The sequence below is a fragment of the Rhodococcus sp. MEB041 genome (genome assembly GCF_030208955.1).
Lineage (GTDB): Bacteria > Actinomycetota > Actinomycetes > Mycobacteriales > Mycobacteriaceae > Rhodococcoides.
In genome coordinates, this window is the sequence record NZ_JARVSZ010000001.1 from 277,571 (window position 1) to 293,989 (window position 16,419).

Sequence of the window (16,419 nt, forward strand, 5' to 3'; positions counted from 1 at the left end):
GGCCATGACCGTGCCCACTCGTCACCGGGTCGGTGACACCCGCAGCCCGAAGCAGGATCGCAGCCGCGCCACGCGACTGCGTCTGCTCGAGTCCACGATCGACGCGCTCGCCACCGAGGGATGGGCGGCGACGACGGTCGCCGTCGTGGCCGAGCGGGCCGGCGTCTCTCGCGGTGCCACCCAGCACCACTTCCCGACGCGGGAGGACCTCATCACCGCGGCGCTCGAGTACATGTTCGACACGCGCATGGGGGAGGCGCGAGCCGAGAGCAGTGCGCTCCCGCAGGGCGCCGGGCGGACCGAGGCCGTGGTCACCCGGCTGGTCGACTACTACACGAGCCCCATCTTCCGCGCCGCGCTGCAGGTCTGGACCGCCGCGGCCGCGGATCCCGAGATGCGTGCCCGGGTCCTGCCTCTCGAGGAGAAGTTCGGTCGCGTGGCGCACCGCACGGCGGTCGATCACCTCGGCGCCGACGACAGTGATCCGCGCACCCACCGACTCGTGCAGGCCACCCTCGACCTGGCCCGCGGGCTCGGTCTCGCCGACGTGCTCAGCGACGACTCGCGCCGCCGCGCCGAGATCGTGAAGGTGTGGGCCTCGGTGCTCGACGCGTCCCTGGCCCTCGATACCCCCACCACAAGCACCAGCACCCCCGCGAGTACGTCCGAACTGTCGTGATCGGCGCTCGCATCACGGCACTTTCGGCGTACTCGCGACAGTCCGCACTCCGATAGGCTGCCGCCATGAACTCCGTGCGGTGGGCCGGCGCGGCAGCAGTGGTGCTGCTCGGGCTCACCGGTTGCGGATCCGACTCCGATGCCGCCACCGACGACGCGCCGTCCACGTCCGCGTCGCAGGGACCCGGCCCGTTCTTCGGCGTCTGCGGCGGTCTGTCGGACGAGGAGGTCCGCACTGCGTTCGCCGTGCCGTCGTTCGCGATCGTGACCCGCAACTCGGTGGGCTGCGAGTGGGAGGTGTCGGGTCCGACCGGCCCGTCGGTCAGCTTCTCCTGGTACCGCGGGAGCCCGATCGGGCGTGAGCGCATGGGGTCGGAACTGATCGGCCGACCGGCCGTGGACATCGAGATCGAGGGTCGACCGGGGTTCGAGGCGCGATCCGAGAACGCGACGGGCGTGACGTACCTCTGCGAGAACGGTCTGCAGTACGGCGACGACTTCGTCCACTTCTCCGTCATGTATGCCGACAGCGCTCCCACCGCGGATCCGTGCGCCGTCGCCGAGAGTCTGATGACGCTCGTCGCGGAGCGTGCGCAGTGAGGGCCGGACGCGTTCTGGCGGCGCTGTCGGTCACCGCGGTGCTCGCCGGATGCGGGTCGACCATCGAGGGCACGCCCGTGGCAGCGGGCGTGAGTGGCGCGGACAGCGAGTTCCGCTCGCTCCTCGAGGAGTGCGACACCGTGACGCCGGAGCAGATCGCCGACGTCGTGGGCGGCGACGCCATCGACCAGGGCTTCATCGGGGCCATCTGCCGGTGGGACCTGACCGGCCCGGGCGGCGCGGTCAAGGTGACGTTCGACTGGTTCGAGACGGGGTCGCTCGCGGCCGAGCGCGAGGCGAACGAACGTATGGGGTGGACGGTGAGCGACGTCGAGGTGTCCTCGCGGAAGGCCCTCGAGATCCGTCAACCGGACGACCCGGCATCGTGCGGCGTTACGGCGCAGTCGCCCGATTCCGGGGTCATCGGCTGGTGGGTGCAGTATCGGCCGGGGAACCCGACCGATCCCTGTGAGTCGGCCACGCGGTTGATGCAGCTCTCGCTCAATCTGTCGGCGTGACGACGGAAGGGTGAACTCCTGTACCCGATGCAGGGGCGTTTTGACCATCAGGCGCGCCGCCGGGTACCGTTACAGGTCGTGCCCGGCCCAGCCGGTACGTCTGTGTGCCTATGCGAGGTACAGCCGTGTTCGAGTTCACCATCGAGCAAGAACCGCGGCTGCCGTGTGGGGGTATGCGACACACCCGACCGCGGGGTGCACGAAGCCCGCGGAAGCACTACTGGGTGAGGGGCAGCGTTCTCTTGCCCCAACTGCTAGATCCCTGTTTCTCGACACGAAGAAAGCCGGTTCATGCCAACAATCAACCAGCTGGTCCGCAAGGGTCGCACCGACAAGGTCGCGAAGCTGAAGACCGCTGCCCTGAAGGGCAGCCCGCAGCGCCGTGGTGTGTGCACTCGCGTGTACACCACCACCCCGAAGAAGCCGAACTCCGCGCTTCGTAAGGTCGCTCGCGTCCGCCTGACCACGTCCGTCGAGGTCACCGCCTACATCCCCGGTGAGGGCCACAACCTGCAGGAGCACTCCATGGTGCTCGTGCGCGGTGGTCGCGTGAAGGACCTCCCGGGTGTCCGTTACAAGATCATCCGTGGCTCGCTCGACACGCAGGGCGTGAAGAACCGCAAGCAGGCTCGCAGCAAGTACGGCGCCAAGAAGGAGAAGAGCTGACATGCCACGTAAAGGCCCAGCACCCAAGCGCCCGCTGATCAACGATCCCGTCTACGGTTCGCCGCTGGTCACCCAGCTGGTCAACAAGATCCTGCTGGACGGCAAGAAGTCGACCGCGGAGCGCATCGTGTACCAGGCTCTCGAGCAGGCACGCGAGAAGACGGGCACCGATCCCGTCGTGACGCTCAAGCGCGCACTGGACAACGTCAAGCCGGCCCTCGAGGTCCGCAGCCGTCGTGTCGGTGGCGCCACCTACCAGGTTCCGGTCGAGGTTCGTCCGGGTCGCTCCACCACGCTGGCTCTGCGCTGGCTCGTCTCGTTCTCCCGCGCTCGTCGCGAGAAGACGATGGTCGAGCGTCTGGCCAACGAACTCCTCGATGCCAGCAACGGTCTCGGCGCAGCAGTCAAGCGTCGCGAGGACACGCACAAGATGGCGGAAGCCAACAAGGCATTCGCGCACTACCGCTGGTGATCGCGTCTCGGGGGCGCCGGGAAACATCCGGCGCCACCCGAGCGTTGAACCTTCGACTCACTTCTTCCAACACCAAGGCGGGATGAATTCGTGGCACAGGACGTGCTGACCGACCTGAACAAGGTCCGCAACATCGGCATCATGGCCCACATCGATGCCGGTAAGACCACCACTACCGAGCGCATCCTCTTCTACACCGGTATCTCGTACAAGATCGGTGAGGTCCATGACGGCGCAGCCACCATGGACTGGATGGAGCAGGAGCAGGAGCGTGGCATCACCATCACGTCTGCTGCCACGACGTGCTTCTGGAACGACAACCAGATCAACATCATCGACACCCCCGGGCACGTCGACTTCACGGTCGAGGTGGAGCGTTCGCTCCGCGTCCTCGACGGTGCCGTCGCCGTGTTCGACGGCAAGGAGGGCGTCGAGCCCCAGTCCGAGCAGGTGTGGCGTCAGGCCGACAAGTACGACGTGCCGCGCATCTGTTTCGTCAACAAGATGGACAAGCTCGGTGCGGACTTCTACTTCACCGTGCAGACCATCAAGGATCGCCTCGGCGCCAAGCCGCTGGTCATCCAGTTGCCGATCGGCGCAGAGGACAGCTTCGAGGGCATCGTCGACCTGATCGAGATGAACGCGAAGGTCTGGCGCGGAGAGACGAAGCTCGGCGAGACCTACGAGACCGTCGAGATCCCCGAGGAGCTGAAGGAGCGGGCCGATCAGTACCGCACCGAGCTGCTCGAGACCGTCGCCGAGTCCGACGAGGCACTGCTGGAGAAGCACTTCAGCGGTGACGAGCTGACCATCGACGAGGTCAAGACCGCGATTCGCAAGATGACGGTCAACTCCGAGCTGTACCCGATCCTGTGCGGTTCCGCGTTCAAGAACAAGGGCGTCCAGCCCATGCTCGACGCGGTCATCGACTACCTCCCGTCCCCGCTCGACGTCGCCGAGACCATCGGTCACGCCGTGGGCGACGAGGAGAAGGAACTCACCCGCAAGCCGTCCGCCGACGAGCCGTTCGCGGCGCTCGCGTTCAAGATCGCGACGCACCCGTTCTTCGGCAAGCTGACGTACGTGCGCGTGTACTCGGGCAAGGTCGACTCCGGCTCGCAGGTCATCAACTCGACCAAGGGCAAGAAGGAGCGTCTGGGCAAGCTCTTCCAGATGCACTCCAACAAGGAGAACCCGGTCGCGACCGCCAGCGCCGGCCACATCTACGCCGTGATCGGTCTGAAGGACACGACGACGGGTGACACGCTCTGCGATCCGCAGAACCAGATCATCCTCGAGTCGATGACGTTCCCGGACCCGGTCATCCAGGTGTCGATCGAGCCGAAGACGAAGTCCGACCAGGAGAAGCTCGGCACGGCCATCCAGAAGCTGGCCGAAGAGGACCCGACCTTCTCGGTCAAGCTCGACGAGGAGACCGGCCAGACCGTCATCGGCGGCATGGGCGAGCTCCACCTCGACATCCTCGTCGACCGCATGCGTCGCGAGTTCAAGGTCGAGGCCAACGTCGGCAAGCCGCAGGTGGCCTACCGCGAGACGATCACCAAGATCGTCGAGAAGCAGGAGTTCACCCACAAGAAGCAGACGGGTGGCTCCGGCCAGTTCGCGAAGGTCATCATCGGCCTCGAGCCCTTCATCGGCGAGGACGGCGCGACCTACGAGTTCGAGAACAAGGTCTCCGGCGGTCGTATCCCGCGCGAGTACATCCCGTCCGTGGATGCCGGCGCGCAGGACGCGATGCAGTACGGCGTTCTCGCCGGCTACCCGCTGGTGAACGTCAAGCTGATCCTGCTCGACGGCGCGTACCACGACGTCGACTCGTCCGAGATGGCGTTCAAGATCGCGGGTTCGCAGGCCTTCAAGGAAGCTGCCCGCAAGGCCGGTCCGGTCATCCTCGAACCGCTCATGGCGGTCGAGGTGATCACGCCCGAGGAGTACATGGGCGACGTGATCGGCGATGTGAACTCCCGCCGTGGCCAGATCCAGGCCATGGAGGAACGCAGTGGTGCCCGTGTCGTCAAGGCGCTGGTTCCGCTGTCGGAGATGTTCGGTTACATCGGTGACCTGCGGTCTCGCACCCAGGGCCGAGCGAACTACTCCATGGTCTTCGACTCCTACGCAGAGGTTCCCTCGAACGTCTCGAAGGAGATCATCGCGAAGGCCACCGGAGAATAGTCTCCGAAGCTGGACCCGGTACCACCGTCACACCGCACCACCCGTAAGTACATCCGTAATGCTGCATAACGCAGGCAATAACAGTCCAGGAGGACACAGTGGCCAAGGCGAAGTTCGATCGGACCAAGCCGCACGTCAACATCGGCACCATCGGTCACGTTGACCACGGTAAGACGACGCTGACGGCTGCAATCACCAAGGTTCTGCACGACAAGTTCCCGGACCTGAACGAGGCGTCGGCCTTCGACCAGATCGACAAGGCTCCGGAGGAGAAGGCTCGTGGTATCACGATCAACATCTCCCACGTCGAGTACCAGACCGAGAAGCGTCACTACGCACACGTCGACGCTCCCGGCCACGCCGACTACATCAAGAACATGATCACCGGCGCGGCACAGATGGACGGCGCGATCCTCGTCGTCGCAGCGACCGACGGCCCCATGCCCCAGACGCGCGAGCATGTCCTGCTCGCTCGCCAGGTCGGCGTGCCGTACATCCTCGTCGCGCTGAACAAGGCCGACATGGTGGACGACGACGAGATCATCGAGCTCGTCGAGATGGAGGTGCGCGAGCTCCTCGCCGCACAGGAGTTCGACGAGGACGCTCCCGTCGTCAAGGTCTCCGCTCTCAAGGCACTCGAGGGCGACGAGAAGTGGGCCGAGTCGGTTCTCGAGCTCATGCAGGCAGTGGACGACTCGGTTCCGGACCCCGTCCGTGAGACCGAGAAGCCCTTCCTCATGCCCGTCGAGGACGTCTTCACCATCACCGGTCGCGGCACCGTCGTCACCGGCCGTATCGAGCGTGGCTCGGTCAACGTCAACGAGGATGTCGAGATCGTCGGCATCAAGGAGAAGTCGACCAAGACCACGGTCACCGGCATCGAGATGTTCCGCAAGCTGCTCGACTCGGGCCAGGCGGGCGACAACGTCGGCCTCCTCGTCCGCGGCATCAAGCGCGAAGATGTCGAGCGTGGACAGGTCGTCGTCAAGCCCGGCACCACCACTCCCCACACGGAGTTCGAGGGCCAGGCATACATCCTGTCGAAGGACGAGGGCGGTCGCCACACCCCGTTCTTCAACAACTACCGCCCGCAGTTCTACTTCCGTACCACGGACGTGACGGGCGTCGTGACCCTCCCCGAGGGCACCGAGATGGTCATGCCCGGTGACAACACCGAGATGTCCGTCGTGCTGATCCAGCCGGTCGCCATGGACGAGGGCCTGCGCTTCGCGATCCGCGAGGGTGGCCGCACCGTCGGCGCCGGTCGCGTCACGAAGATCAACAAGTAAGACCGCCTCACACCGAACGGCGCTCACCCTGCGGGGTGGGCGCCGTTCGGCGTGTGTGGGGTCAGGGCAGCACGACGACGTCCGCGGGAGAGCGCGGATCGATCTCGTAGTGGTCCTCGTACTGGCTGCTCATGCCGGTGACGCGCAGTGTCTGCCCCGCGCGGATCGCGCTCACGTCGATGCCCGTCTGCGTGTTGACGAAGACGGTGGTCTCCCCGGTCCGGTCCGCGATCGTGAACTTGTATCCGTACGGCAGATCGTCCACCACGGCGCTCGTGACGCGTCCGACGACCGTCACCAGCGACGCCTCGGTGGACTCGCCGACCACGCGGACCACCACCGGTCTGGGTGCCACCGCATCGACCGGTCCCAGCGACACGATGCTCGTCGGTCGCACCACCAGAAGTCCGGACTGGTCCGCGAGCGACCCCGTGACACGCACCGATGTACCCGGCACGACGTCGGTGGGAGCCGAGGCGCTGATGTAGATGCCGGCGGTGCGGTCCTGGATCCCGAACCCGACGTCGAGGAAGCTCGATGCGAAGGCGCCGGGCGGTGTGGTGACCGTGCCGACCACGGTGACCGTGTCGCCGGCGGAGAGAGTGCGCACCTGAGCGATGGGCGGAGCACCGCCCGGAGCGGCCGATGCAGGGGACGCTCCGAGCGTGAGTGCCACGAGGGCGGTGAGGGTCGTGCCGACAGTGCGGCGAAGGATCGTGCGCATCATGTGAGTTCCGTTTCCGCGCCGATCCCGCGTCGGCGCGCGCGCAACCCTCGTCCTCTCGGGTCGCGACGGCAACCGTGCCGAAAAGCGTTGTGACGCCGACTCACTCGACGGCGAAATCCTCCACCGTGACCACAACGGGAATCCGGACGACACGCGCGAGCGTCTCCTGGACGGCGTGGACGACGGAGTGGGGATCTCCCGGACAGCGGACCGTGATGTGCACGGCGCAGGACTCGTGCCCCACCACCACGCCCTCGATGCGTCGACCCGGCAGCAGCGTCACGGCCTCACCGAAGAGGCCGGAGTGCAGGCCGGCCACACCGGGGACCGCGAGCACCGCCGCGGCGATGAGGTCGGCCTCATCGGGCTCGAGCGGAGCGGTCATCCGCTCAGTCTGCGCTCTGTCACATTCCGACCGGCCTCCGGCCTTCCCGCATCCATCGTGGCCGCGCGCCGACGTCCGGAGGTCGGCCGGTGCCGGGGCGGTAGATTGTCACCGTGAACGTCGCGCTGATCGACTCGGGCCTGGGGTCGTTGCCCACGGCAGCCCGCCTGCGTCGACTGCGCCCGTCGCTCGACCTTCATCTGTACCTCGACCCGGACAACGCGCCGTGGGGACCCAAGCCCACTGCGTGGACGGAGGCGCACGTCGTGGAGACGGCGCGGCGCGCCGTCGACGGTGGAGCCGAGGTGGTGGTGCTGCCGTGCAACACCGCCAGCGTCATCGCGCTCGACGCGACCCGTGCGGCCCTGGGGTCCACCCCCGTGGTCGGGACGGTTCCGGCCATCAAACCCGCTGCACTGCAGTGTGACTCGATCACGGTGTGGGCGACGGCGGCGACCACCGCGTCGTCGTATCAGGCGCGCTTGATCGCGGAGTTCGCGTCGGGTCGCACGGTGTCGGCCGTCGCGTGCCACGGGCTCGCGGATGCCATCGACCGCGGTGATCTCGCGGCCGTCAGCGCGGCCATCGCGTCGGCAGCGGCGCGGACGCCGGACGACGTGCAGGGCATCGTCCTGGGGTGCACCCACTATCCGCTGGTGGCGGACGAGATCATGGCAGCGCTGCCGCCGGGTGTGCGGATGTTCGACAGCGCCGAGGCCGTCGCGGCCCAGACTCTGCGCCGCCTCGACGAGGTGTCGTCGCCGCGTGAGGGACACGGGAGCGTGTCGGTGACCCTGTCGGGGCGCGACGGTTCCCTCCCCGACAGTGCGTTGCGCTTCGCGGCCGGGCGGTCGCTCGCGGTGCCCGCGACGCTCTGACGCCGTCACCGTGCGGGAATGAGGAGTCGGCGGGGGGAGTTGGACCCACGGTGACGACGACCGAGGTGCGACCCCAGTCCTGGATGACCCCCGTTCGCTCGTTCTGGGTGGTGGCCCTCGTGTTCTTCACCGTCATGGGATCGTCGGCGGCGCCGTCCCCGCTGTACCCCGTGTACCAGTCCCGATGGGGATTCGGCGCGTCGACGCTGACCATCGTCTTCGCCGTGTACGTCTTCGCACTACTCGCCGCCCTGTTGACCGTCGGGTCGCTGTCCGACCACCTCGGCCGTAAGCCCGTGATCGTGACGTCGCTGCTCGTGCTGATCGCCAGCCAGGTCGTCTTCGTGTTCGCCGACGGGGTCGGCTGGCTCATCGCCGCGCGCGTCGTGCAGGGCCTGGCGGCCGGCGCGGCCATGGGTGCCCTGACCGCTGCGATCATCGATCTGCAGCCGACCGACCGTCTCGGCCCCCTGGTGAGCTCGGTCGCACCGGCCTTCGGGCTGGGAGCAGGCGGTATCGCGGCCGGACTGCTGGTGCAGTTCGCGCCGTTCCCCACCACGCTCGTGTACGTCGTGATGATCGTCGCGCTGGTCGTCCTCACGGCGCTCGTCATGGCGGTGCCGGAATCCGCGGTCCGGGCAGGCTTCGACGACCGTCGACACGTCGTGCGGGTGCTGACGCCGACCCTCGGTCTGCCCGTGTCGATCCGTGCCCACTTCTGGCCGGTCGTCCCCGCGCTCGTCGCGACGTGGTCGCTGGGCGGGTTCCACCTGTCGCTGGGGCCGTCCATCATGGGCACGGTCTTCGATCTCCGCGGCGCCGTCGTGGGCGGGCTGGACATCTTCACGATGTTCACGGCCGGAGCGATCGGTGCCGCGTCCGCTCGTACTCTTCTCCCGCGCACGGCCATGACCGCCGGTGCACTCACTCTCGCCGCGGGCATCGTGGTGAATCTCGTCGGGCTGCACATCGCGTCGGCGCCGCTGTACTTCGTCGGGACCGCGGTGTCCGGGTTCGGCTGGGGCGCGACGTTCCTCGGCGCGATGAGCATCATCGGCGCTCTCGCACCGCCGGAGCATCGCGGCAGTGTCTTCGCCACGACGCTCGTGCTGAGTTACCTCGCCTTCAGCGTGCCGGCCATCGTCGCGGGTGTGGCGATCCACTCGGCCGGTCTCCTCGTCACCGCGACGGTCTACGGAGCGGTCGTCGTGGCGCTGGCGTCGGTTGCCGTCACGACGACGGTGCTCCGCTCACCCGTGCGCGTCTGACCCAGCACTGCGCGGACGGGCTCCATGAGGAATATTGGTGTCCCATGACGTCTGCCGACACCGTGACCGGACGTGCGCGTTTCACGCGCGACGAGATCCCCCGGCTCCTGGGCCTGGCAGCAGTGCTCGTGGCGCTGCACGTCGTCGGGTGGGGCCTGTTCCTGCACTACGACTCGATCCCGGCGATCCACGGCCTCACCGGCGCGGACGGCACTCTCGTCTACGCGGGCGCCGGGGTGTTGGCCTACACGTTGGGCATGCGGCACGCCTTCGACGCCGACCACATCGCGGCCATCGACGACACCACCCGACTGTTGCTGCAGAAGGGCAGGCGGCCCCTGGCGGTCGGACTGTTCTTCTCGCTCGGGCACTCGACGGTCGTGTTCGCGTTCGTCGCCGCGATCGCGTTCGCCGCATCGCGCGCGACGGACTTCCGGGACGCTTTCGCGGACACCGGCGGCATCATCGGCACCCTCGTCTCCGGCACGTTCCTCTACCTCATCGCGGCCCTGAACCTGGTCGTCCTCGTCGGCATCGTGCGCATGTGGCGTGCCGCGCGGCGCGGACAGTTCTCCGACGAGACGCTCGACGATCTCCTCGCACGCAGAGGACTGCTCAATCGGATCTTCCGCGGCCGCTACGACCGGATGATCAGCCACTCGTGGCAGATGTATCCGCTGGGGCTGCTCTTCGGCCTGGGGTTCGACACCGCCACGCAGGTCGGTCTGCTCGCCGTGGCGGGCACCAGCGCCATCGCCGGTGGCCTGCCGCCGATGGCCATCATCGCGCTGCCGGTGCTGTTCGCGGCCGGCATGTCGACGATGGACACGCTCGACGGCGTCTTCATGTCCAAGGCGTACGGCTGGGCCTTCGTCACGCCGGTCCGGAAGATCTACTACAACATCACGATGACGGGCCTGTCGATCTTCCTCGCCCTCGTGGTGGGCACCGTGCAGATCCTGTCGTTGCTCGGTGAGGAACTCGGACTGTCCGGCGGCATCTGGGACGCGGTGGCCGCAGTGGATCTCACCCTGGCGGGCCAGATCGTGGTGGTCGTGTTCGTGGTGGTCTGGATCGGCTCGATCGTCTACTACAAGGCGGCGCGCATCGACGACCGGTTCGAGCGGGAGACGCCGGCGAGCTGACCCGCGGGAGTCATCGGGCGACGATCGCGTCGTGCAGTTCGGCATGATCGTCGAAGTACACGGTTCGGGTGCCGAAGTGCTGCCAGGTGTCGCTGCCTCGCCCCGCCACGACGATGGTGTCCCCGGCCGCCGCGTCCGCCACGGCGTGGTGGAATGCTGCGCGCCGGTCCGCGATCTCCACCACGCGGACGCCCCGATCACCGGACCGGGCGCCGCGGACGACGTCGGCGCGAATCGAGTGCGGATCCTCGCCGTTGGCACTCTCGTCCGTGACGACGATGTCGTTCGCATAGGCCGCGGCGACCGTGCCCAGCTCGACGCGCTTGCCCACGTCACGGTCACCGGTCGCCCCGATGACCAGGATCAGGCGCCCCGGGGTGATGCGCCGCAGGTACGGCAGGATCGCGCGCTGGCCGGACACGTTGTGCATGTAGTCGACGAGGGCGGTGAAGTCCTGGCCGGCCGACACGGTCTCGCATCGGCCGGGAATGTTGTGCAGCGCCGAGATGCCGGCGGCCGCACGCTCCGCGTCCACCCCACCGGAGACGAGGGAGGCGAGTGCGACCAGAGCGTTCGCCACCTGGTGGGGGCCGAGAACCTGCAGTGAGAGCGGGATGTCGCCCACCGGGGTCCGGGCGAGGAATCGGGTGCGATGCGTCGTGCAGTCGATGCGATCGGCGCGGAAGTCCGCCGAAGGATCGGACACCGAGCACGTCACCGTCGGCACCGCGCACTCCGACGCGAGCCGCCGCCCGTACTCGTCGTCGATCATGACGACGGCCCGTCCGGTGCGGTCAGGGGTGAACAGTGAGGCCTTGGTCCGGTAGTACTCCTCCATCGAGCCGTGGAAGTCGAGGTGGTCCCGGCCGAGATTGGTGAAGGCGGTGACGGCGAACTCCACCCCGTCGACGCGGTGCTGGGCGATGGCGTGCGAGGACACCTCGAGGGCGGCGGCCGTGCATCCGTTGTGGACGAACGTCGACAGCGTGCGTTGGAGCACCGTCGCCTCGGGAGTGGTGCGCACCGGGGCCTCGTCGCTGCCGGCGCCGCTGACCGCGACCCCGGAGATCATCCCCGCACGATGACCCGCGGCGCGCAGGCCGGCGTGGTGGAAGTGCGTCGTGCTGGTCTTGCCGTTGGTGCCCGTCGCTCCGAACACGGCCATCGACGAGGACGGGCTCCCGTGGAACCATGCGGCCAGCGGACCGACGACGACCCGCGGATCCGCGACCACGATGCTCGGCAACCGGGTGCCGGGCCGATCGCTGAGCACGGCCACCGCGCCGGCGCGCTGGGCGTCCTCCTCGAAATCGAGACCGTGCCAGCGTGTTCCGGGGAGCGCGACATACAGATCGCCGGGCCGCACCGCACGCGAATCGTCACAGAGATCGTCCACCGTGACCGGCTCGGCGGGACCTGTGACCGATCCGCCCGCGCGGTCGGCGACGTCGACGAGGGACCTCGCCCCCTGGCCACCGGCATGCCGGATCGGACGGCGGGACACGACACTCACCAGGATGCGGTACCCGAAAGTAGAACGCTCAACCACCTCTGTGCGGCACCCGGGACACTGGAGGGGTGAGCGCAGCCGACGGAGACTCCACGCAGGCCCGAGTGGTGCTGAGGACCATGCCCGACGATCGACTTCCCGAATGGGTCGAGCGCAGCCGCGGTGACTACCGCGCGGATCGCGTCCGGGCGGGTGACACCCTCGAACAGGCGACCGACAACGCCGAGCAGAGTTTCTCCGCCTACTTCCCCGACGGTCGTCCGGCACCGCATCATCAGGTGTACGACGTGCTGGACGGCGAGACCGTGGTGGGGTCACTGTGGATCGGGCCCCAGTCGATCGCGACCACGACCGACTGGTGGGTCTGGGACGTCGCCATCGACGAGCGGTACCGGGGTCGCGGTCTCGGCCGGGCGGCGATGCTCCTGGCGGAGGACGCCGTGCGGGAGAACGGCGGAACGGTACTCGGGCTCAACGTCTTCGGCTTCAACACGGCGGCGCGTCGGCTGTACGAGTCGCTGGGGTACGACACCGCGTCCCTCCGGATGCAGAAGGTTCTCCGGAAGGACGCGCGATGAGCGTGGACGAGCCGGTGGTGTTCGACCTCACCGCGGCGCGCGACGAGTTCACCCGCTTCATGATGTCCTACCGCTTCGGCATGCAGGAGCTCACCACCAAGATCGACATCCTGAAGGACGAGTTCACGCACCTGCATTCCTACAGCCCCATCGAGCACGTGGTGTCGCGGCTGAAGACGCCGCGCAGCATCGCCGAGAAGGCCGTGCGCAAGGGGATTCCGTTGACGTTCCAGGCGATTCGCGCCGGTCTGTTCGACATCGCCGGCGTCCGGATCACCTGTAGTTTCATCGCCGACACCTATGCGGTGAAGGAGATGCTGGCGTCGCAGAGCGACATCCGAGTGCTCGAGTTCGAGGACTACATCGCGAATCCGAAGCCCAACGGGTACCGCAGTCTCCACCTCACCATCGAGATTCCGGTGTTCCTGTCCGACCGCACGGAGCACGTCTTCGTGGAGCTGCAGATCCGGACCATCGCGATGGACTTCTGGGCGAGTCTCGAACACAAGATCTTCTACAAGTACGACGGTGAGGTGCCGCAACGCCTTAGGGACGAGTTGCGCGAGGCGGCGATGGCCGCGGGCACGCTCGACATCACGATGGAGCGACTGCACGCCGAGGTGGTCCGTCTCGGCGACGCCCGCACCGACGCCGGCCCCGACTACGAGGAGCTGTTCCTGCGCTCGCTCATGCCGGGACTGGCGCCGGATCCGCGGTCAGGCGGGGACGTTCCGCACCCGTAGCGAGGTCTTCGTGGCCAGCACCCAGTAGAGGGCGAAGCCGATGCCGCAGCCGATGAACCAGCTGTACTGCGCCGCGGTGTGCATTCCGGTGAGGGTGCCGCCCGTGAGCACGGGGAACATCGCGAAGACGGCACCGACGGCGGTGGCGATCAGCGCGGCCGGGTTGTAGCCCTTGGCGTAGTGGTACGTGCCGCTCTCGTCCATGGTGAACAGGTCGTCGACGATGACCTTCTGCTTGCGGATGAGGTAGTAGTCCGCGATGAGGATGCCGAACAGCGGTCCGATGAACGCTCCCAGGGTCTCGAGCGTGTAGTGGATGACGTCGGGATTGTTGTAGAGGTTCCACGGCGTGATGAGCACGGAGCCGACGGCGGCGATCATGCCGCCGGCGCGCCAGCTGATCTTCTGCGGGCTGACGTTGGAGAAGTCGAAGGCCGGCGAGATGAAGTTCGCGACGATGTTGATACCGATCGTGGCGATCGTGAAGGTCAACGCGCCCAACACGATCGCGAAGGTGCTGTCGATGCGCGCCACCGTCGTGACGGGGTCGGTGATGAGCTCGCCGAAGACGGGAACGGTGAGGGACGCGGTGACGACGACGAGGATCGAGAAGAGCAGGAAGTTGACGGGCAGGCCCAGGAAGTTGCCGCGCTTCACGGCGGCGTAGCTCTTTCCGTAGCGCGAGAAGTCGCCGAAGTTGAGCATCGGACCCGAGAAGTAGGAGACGACGAGCGCGATCGCGCCGAGCATGACGGGCACCGCGGCGAACCCCGTGTAGGTGACGTCGCCGAGGTTCAGGTCGATGGCGCTCCAGCCGGCTTCGTGAATCAAGTAGCCGCACAACAGGAACATGACGACGTAGACGGCCGGGCCGCAGAAGTCGATGAACTTGCGGATGGACTCCATGCCGCGCCAGAAGACCGCCGCCTGCAGGACCCACAGGAGCATGAAGCTGCCCCACCCCAGAGTGGACAGTCCCGCGAAGCCGTGGAGGTCTCGGTCCGCCCACGGACCGAGCGCCGGGAACAGCTTGATCAACACGATGTCGAGCGCGGCGGAGGCCAGGAAGGTCTGGATCCCGTACCACGCCACCGCGATCAGTCCTCGGATGATGGCGGGAACGTTGGCCCCGAGGACGCCGAAGACCGATCGACAGATCACCGGGTACGGGACACCTGCGACCTGACTGGGCTTGGCCACCAGGTTGCAGAAGACGTAGACGATCGAGATGCCGACGAGGAGACAGACGAGCACCTGCCAACTGGCCAGTCCCAGCGCGAAAAGGCTGCCCGCGGTGACGTATCCGCCCACGGAGTGCACGTCGGACATCCAGAACGCGAAGATGTTGTAGGACGACCAGGTCTGCTTCCGCAGCGGGGCGAGGTCCTCGTTGGTGAGCCTCGGGTCGTACCCCTCCTTGATCACTCCACCCCCCACCGGATGTCCCTCTGCTGTCGACCCGCCTCCGGCGTACCCGTGTGCCTCGATCAGATCGTTCACACCGGAGCGGGACCCGGGAGGCGGGTCGAACGGGCCGGTGTGCGGAATGGTGTCGGTCATCGTGTCTCCGTCGCTGGTGCGGACCGTGGTCGGTGCTGCGGAGAAGTCTGAGCCCGTTGTATTTCCGTGTCGTGACGAAACCGATATATCTCTTTACCGGCAGGTTTCCGGGTCCGGTCTGTCCGGTTCCGGCTCAGGAGAGCAGGCCGGAACCCGCCGGAAGCGTCGCGATGACGTCGTTCAGCCGCTCGTTGTGGTGCCCTGCCGCCGCCAGGAGTGCCGCCGAGTCGCGGTCGACGAACGCGCGGACCATGACGCTGTGATCGTCGTTCAACGCCGCGCGGTCCGCACCCTTCACGTGCACCATCGGTTGGACCGGCTCCGTGACGTTCCACGCGACGTCGAGCATGTGGAGCAGGCGGTACATCCGGGACGGCGCGGTGAGGGCGACGTGGAACTCGCGGCTCAACCGGTGGTAGCGCTGGGGATCGTCGTCCGCGATCGAGGATCGGAGGTCTCGCTCGATCTGTTCGGCACGACGCCGTTCCCCGTCGGTGGCGGCCTCGGCCGCCACCGCGAGGGCGGCGTTCTCGAGCACCTCCCGAACGATGTACATCTCGCGCAGTTCCTGAGACGTCAACTGCGCGACCGTGTATCCGAGGTTGGGTCGATGCGACACCAGATTCTCGCCGATGAGGGTCTTCAGCGATTCGCGCACCGGGATGCGGCTGACTCCGAACACGTCGGCGACGTCGCCCGGGGGAATGGGCGTTCCCGGCGGGGCGTCACCCGACAGGATGACCCGGCGGAGTTCGGTGAGGATCTCCTCCTGTGAACCACCCGCGACGTCGCGGGACAGTTTCGCGAGCAGGGCCGAGCGGCGACGCGGCGGCATCGTGACCCCTTCTGCGAACCGGGACGGGACATGGCGACTCTAACCGGGGGAGTCGTCGGACGCTCGCGTGTCGCCGCATCGGTGCGACGAGAGTTGGTGAACGTTCACGTCGGCGGACGCCGGTCGATCGATCCGCTGCCGGGCAGTCGGCTCGCCTGCCCGAGCTCGCGGCGCGGGCTCCCCGGTGCACGTCGATCTGCCGTGGACGATCCGGTCGGCGGCCGCTCGATCCGAGCGAACCTCAAGTCTCGCTTGACAGTCGAGACCAGGCACGCCGACCGGTCGGGGTCACGGCGCGCCGAGCAGCGCCGATGCACGGTGCGCGCGGGGCGGGTGTCCCTCGAACGGACCACAGCGCGATTCCCGCGTCGGCG

The 16,419-nt window shown here is 67.5% G+C and carries 17 protein-coding genes; 12 read left to right on the plus strand and 5 right to left on the minus strand.

Going from position 1 to position 16,419, the window contains the following annotated elements; genetic code table 11:
* Nucleotides 1-4: 4 nt before the first annotated feature.
* From QRN16_RS01480 to tuf, 7 genes are all read left to right on the plus strand, one after another.
* On the plus strand, nt 5-679 hold the full coding sequence (locus QRN16_RS01480; RefSeq protein ID WP_051613166.1) for a TetR/AcrR family transcriptional regulator: 675 nt from the start codon (nt 5-7) through the stop codon (nt 677-679).
* Nucleotides 680-744: 65 nt separating this feature from the next.
* Nucleotides 745-1,278 carry a DUF3558 domain-containing protein gene (locus QRN16_RS01485; protein ID WP_285184381.1) on the plus strand — a complete coding sequence of 178 codons (534 nt, stop codon included), beginning with the start codon at nt 745-747 and terminating at the stop codon, nt 1,276-1,278.
* A complete protein-coding gene (locus QRN16_RS01490) occupies nt 1,275-1,796 on the plus strand; it encodes a DUF3558 domain-containing protein (protein WP_285184382.1) in 522 nt (173 codons plus the stop codon). The genes QRN16_RS01485 and QRN16_RS01490 overlap by 4 nt, the downstream gene beginning before the upstream one ends.
* 291 nt (nt 1,797-2,087) lie before the next feature.
* Complete coding sequence (gene rpsL, locus QRN16_RS01495) at nt 2,088-2,462, plus strand: 30S ribosomal protein S12 (protein ID WP_027504614.1); 375 nt, start codon at nt 2,088-2,090, stop codon at nt 2,460-2,462.
* Between the two features lies 1 nt (nt 2,463).
* Entirely contained in the window at nt 2,464-2,934 is a 471-nt protein-coding gene (gene rpsG / locus QRN16_RS01500; RefSeq protein WP_027504615.1) for a 30S ribosomal protein S7, read from the plus strand.
* A gap of 90 nt (nt 2,935-3,024) precedes the next feature.
* A complete protein-coding gene (gene fusA, locus QRN16_RS01505; protein WP_285184383.1) occupies nt 3,025-5,127 on the plus strand; it encodes an elongation factor G in 2,103 nt (700 codons plus the stop codon).
* A 98-nt stretch (nt 5,128-5,225) separates the two neighbouring features.
* Nucleotides 5,226-6,416 carry an elongation factor Tu gene (tuf, locus tag QRN16_RS01510; RefSeq protein ID WP_027504617.1) on the plus strand — a complete coding sequence of 397 codons (1,191 nt, stop codon included), beginning with the start codon at nt 5,226-5,228 and terminating at the stop codon, nt 6,414-6,416.
* A gap of 61 nt (nt 6,417-6,477) precedes the next feature.
* On the opposite strand, the gene QRN16_RS01515 is transcribed toward tuf, so the two are convergent.
* Nucleotides 6,478-7,143, minus strand: coding sequence for a hypothetical protein (locus QRN16_RS01515; protein WP_285184384.1), 666 nt, complete (start codon nt 7,141-7,143; stop codon nt 6,478-6,480).
* Between the two features lie 100 nt (nt 7,144-7,243).
* Nucleotides 7,244-7,528 (minus strand): hypothetical protein, encoded by a 285-nt coding sequence (locus tag QRN16_RS01520; RefSeq protein WP_285184385.1) that lies wholly within the window; start codon nt 7,526-7,528, stop codon nt 7,244-7,246.
* 113 nt (nt 7,529-7,641) lie between these two features.
* Between QRN16_RS01520 and QRN16_RS01525 the strand changes: the two genes are divergently transcribed.
* Genes QRN16_RS01525 through nicT form a run of 3 tightly spaced genes read left to right on the plus strand, consistent with a single transcriptional unit; the run spans nt 7,642 to nt 10,819 of the window.
* A complete protein-coding gene (locus QRN16_RS01525) occupies nt 7,642-8,406 on the plus strand; it encodes a glutamate racemase (protein WP_027504620.1) in 765 nt (254 codons plus the stop codon).
* Nucleotides 8,407-8,456: 50 nt separating this feature from the next.
* Nucleotides 8,457-9,674 carry an MFS transporter gene (locus QRN16_RS01530; protein ID WP_285184386.1) on the plus strand — a complete coding sequence of 406 codons (1,218 nt, stop codon included), beginning with the start codon at nt 8,457-8,459 and terminating at the stop codon, nt 9,672-9,674.
* A 44-nt stretch (nt 9,675-9,718) separates the two neighbouring features.
* Nucleotides 9,719-10,819: a Nickel transporter NicT gene (gene nicT / locus QRN16_RS01535; RefSeq protein WP_056441783.1), complete on the plus strand. Its 1,101-nt coding sequence runs from the start codon at nt 9,719-9,721 to the stop codon at nt 10,817-10,819.
* A gap of 10 nt (nt 10,820-10,829) precedes the next feature.
* On the opposite strand, the gene QRN16_RS01540 is transcribed toward nicT, so the two are convergent.
* A complete protein-coding gene (locus tag QRN16_RS01540; RefSeq protein WP_285184387.1) occupies nt 10,830-12,332 on the minus strand; it encodes a UDP-N-acetylmuramoyl-L-alanyl-D-glutamate--2,6-diaminopimelate ligase in 1,503 nt (500 codons plus the stop codon).
* A 65-nt stretch (nt 12,333-12,397) separates the two neighbouring features.
* On the opposite strand from QRN16_RS01540, the gene QRN16_RS01545 reads away from it, so the two are divergent.
* Together QRN16_RS01545 and QRN16_RS01550 are read left to right on the plus strand one after the other, a co-directional pair.
* Nucleotides 12,398-12,907 (plus strand): GNAT family N-acetyltransferase, encoded by a 510-nt coding sequence (locus QRN16_RS01545; RefSeq protein WP_197027738.1) that lies wholly within the window; start codon nt 12,398-12,400, stop codon nt 12,905-12,907.
* Complete coding sequence (locus QRN16_RS01550) at nt 12,904-13,650, plus strand: GTP pyrophosphokinase (protein WP_081821128.1); 747 nt, start codon at nt 12,904-12,906, stop codon at nt 13,648-13,650. Before QRN16_RS01545 ends, QRN16_RS01550 begins: the two co-directional genes overlap by 4 nt.
* Here the strand turns inward: QRN16_RS01550 and QRN16_RS01555 are convergent.
* The gene (locus tag QRN16_RS01555) at nt 13,624-15,210 is read right to left on the minus strand and encodes an NCS1 family nucleobase:cation symporter-1 (RefSeq protein WP_056441786.1); all 1,587 of its coding nucleotides are present in this window, start codon (nt 15,208-15,210) and stop codon (nt 13,624-13,626) included. The genes QRN16_RS01550 and QRN16_RS01555 overlap by 27 nt on opposite strands.
* A 133-nt stretch (nt 15,211-15,343) precedes the next feature.
* Nucleotides 15,344-16,045 carry a GntR family transcriptional regulator gene (locus tag QRN16_RS01560; RefSeq protein WP_285184388.1) on the minus strand — a complete coding sequence of 234 codons (702 nt, stop codon included), beginning with the start codon at nt 16,043-16,045 and terminating at the stop codon, nt 15,344-15,346.
* Nucleotides 16,046-16,419 lie beyond the last annotated feature (374 nt).

Bases quoted from the DNA above. Each gene is read 5' to 3' on its own strand.
- QRN16_RS01555 (WP_056441786.1), bottom strand. From the start codon at position 15,210: ATGACCGACACCATTCCGCACACCGGCCCGTTCGACCCGCCTCCCGGG.
- QRN16_RS01550 (WP_081821128.1), top strand. From the start codon at position 12,904: ATGAGCGTGGACGAGCCGGTGGTGTTCGACCTCACCGCGGCGCGCGAC.
- QRN16_RS01520 (WP_285184385.1), bottom strand. From the start codon at position 7,528: ATGACCGCTCCGCTCGAGCCCGATGAGGCCGACCTCATCGCCGCGGCG.
- QRN16_RS01560 (WP_285184388.1), bottom strand. From the start codon at position 16,045: ATGCCGCCGCGTCGCCGCTCGGCCCTGCTCGCGAAACTGTCCCGCGAC.
- QRN16_RS01480 (WP_051613166.1), top strand. From the start codon at position 5: ATGACCGTGCCCACTCGTCACCGGGTCGGTGACACCCGCAGCCCGAAG.
- rpsG (WP_027504615.1), top strand. From the start codon at position 2,464: ATGCCACGTAAAGGCCCAGCACCCAAGCGCCCGCTGATCAACGATCCC.
- rpsL (WP_027504614.1), top strand. From the start codon at position 2,088: ATGCCAACAATCAACCAGCTGGTCCGCAAGGGTCGCACCGACAAGGTC.
- QRN16_RS01515 (WP_285184384.1), bottom strand. From the start codon at position 7,143: ATGATGCGCACGATCCTTCGCCGCACTGTCGGCACGACCCTCACCGCC.
- QRN16_RS01485 (WP_285184381.1), top strand. From the start codon at position 745: ATGAACTCCGTGCGGTGGGCCGGCGCGGCAGCAGTGGTGCTGCTCGGG.
- nicT (WP_056441783.1), top strand. From the start codon at position 9,719: ATGACGTCTGCCGACACCGTGACCGGACGTGCGCGTTTCACGCGCGAC.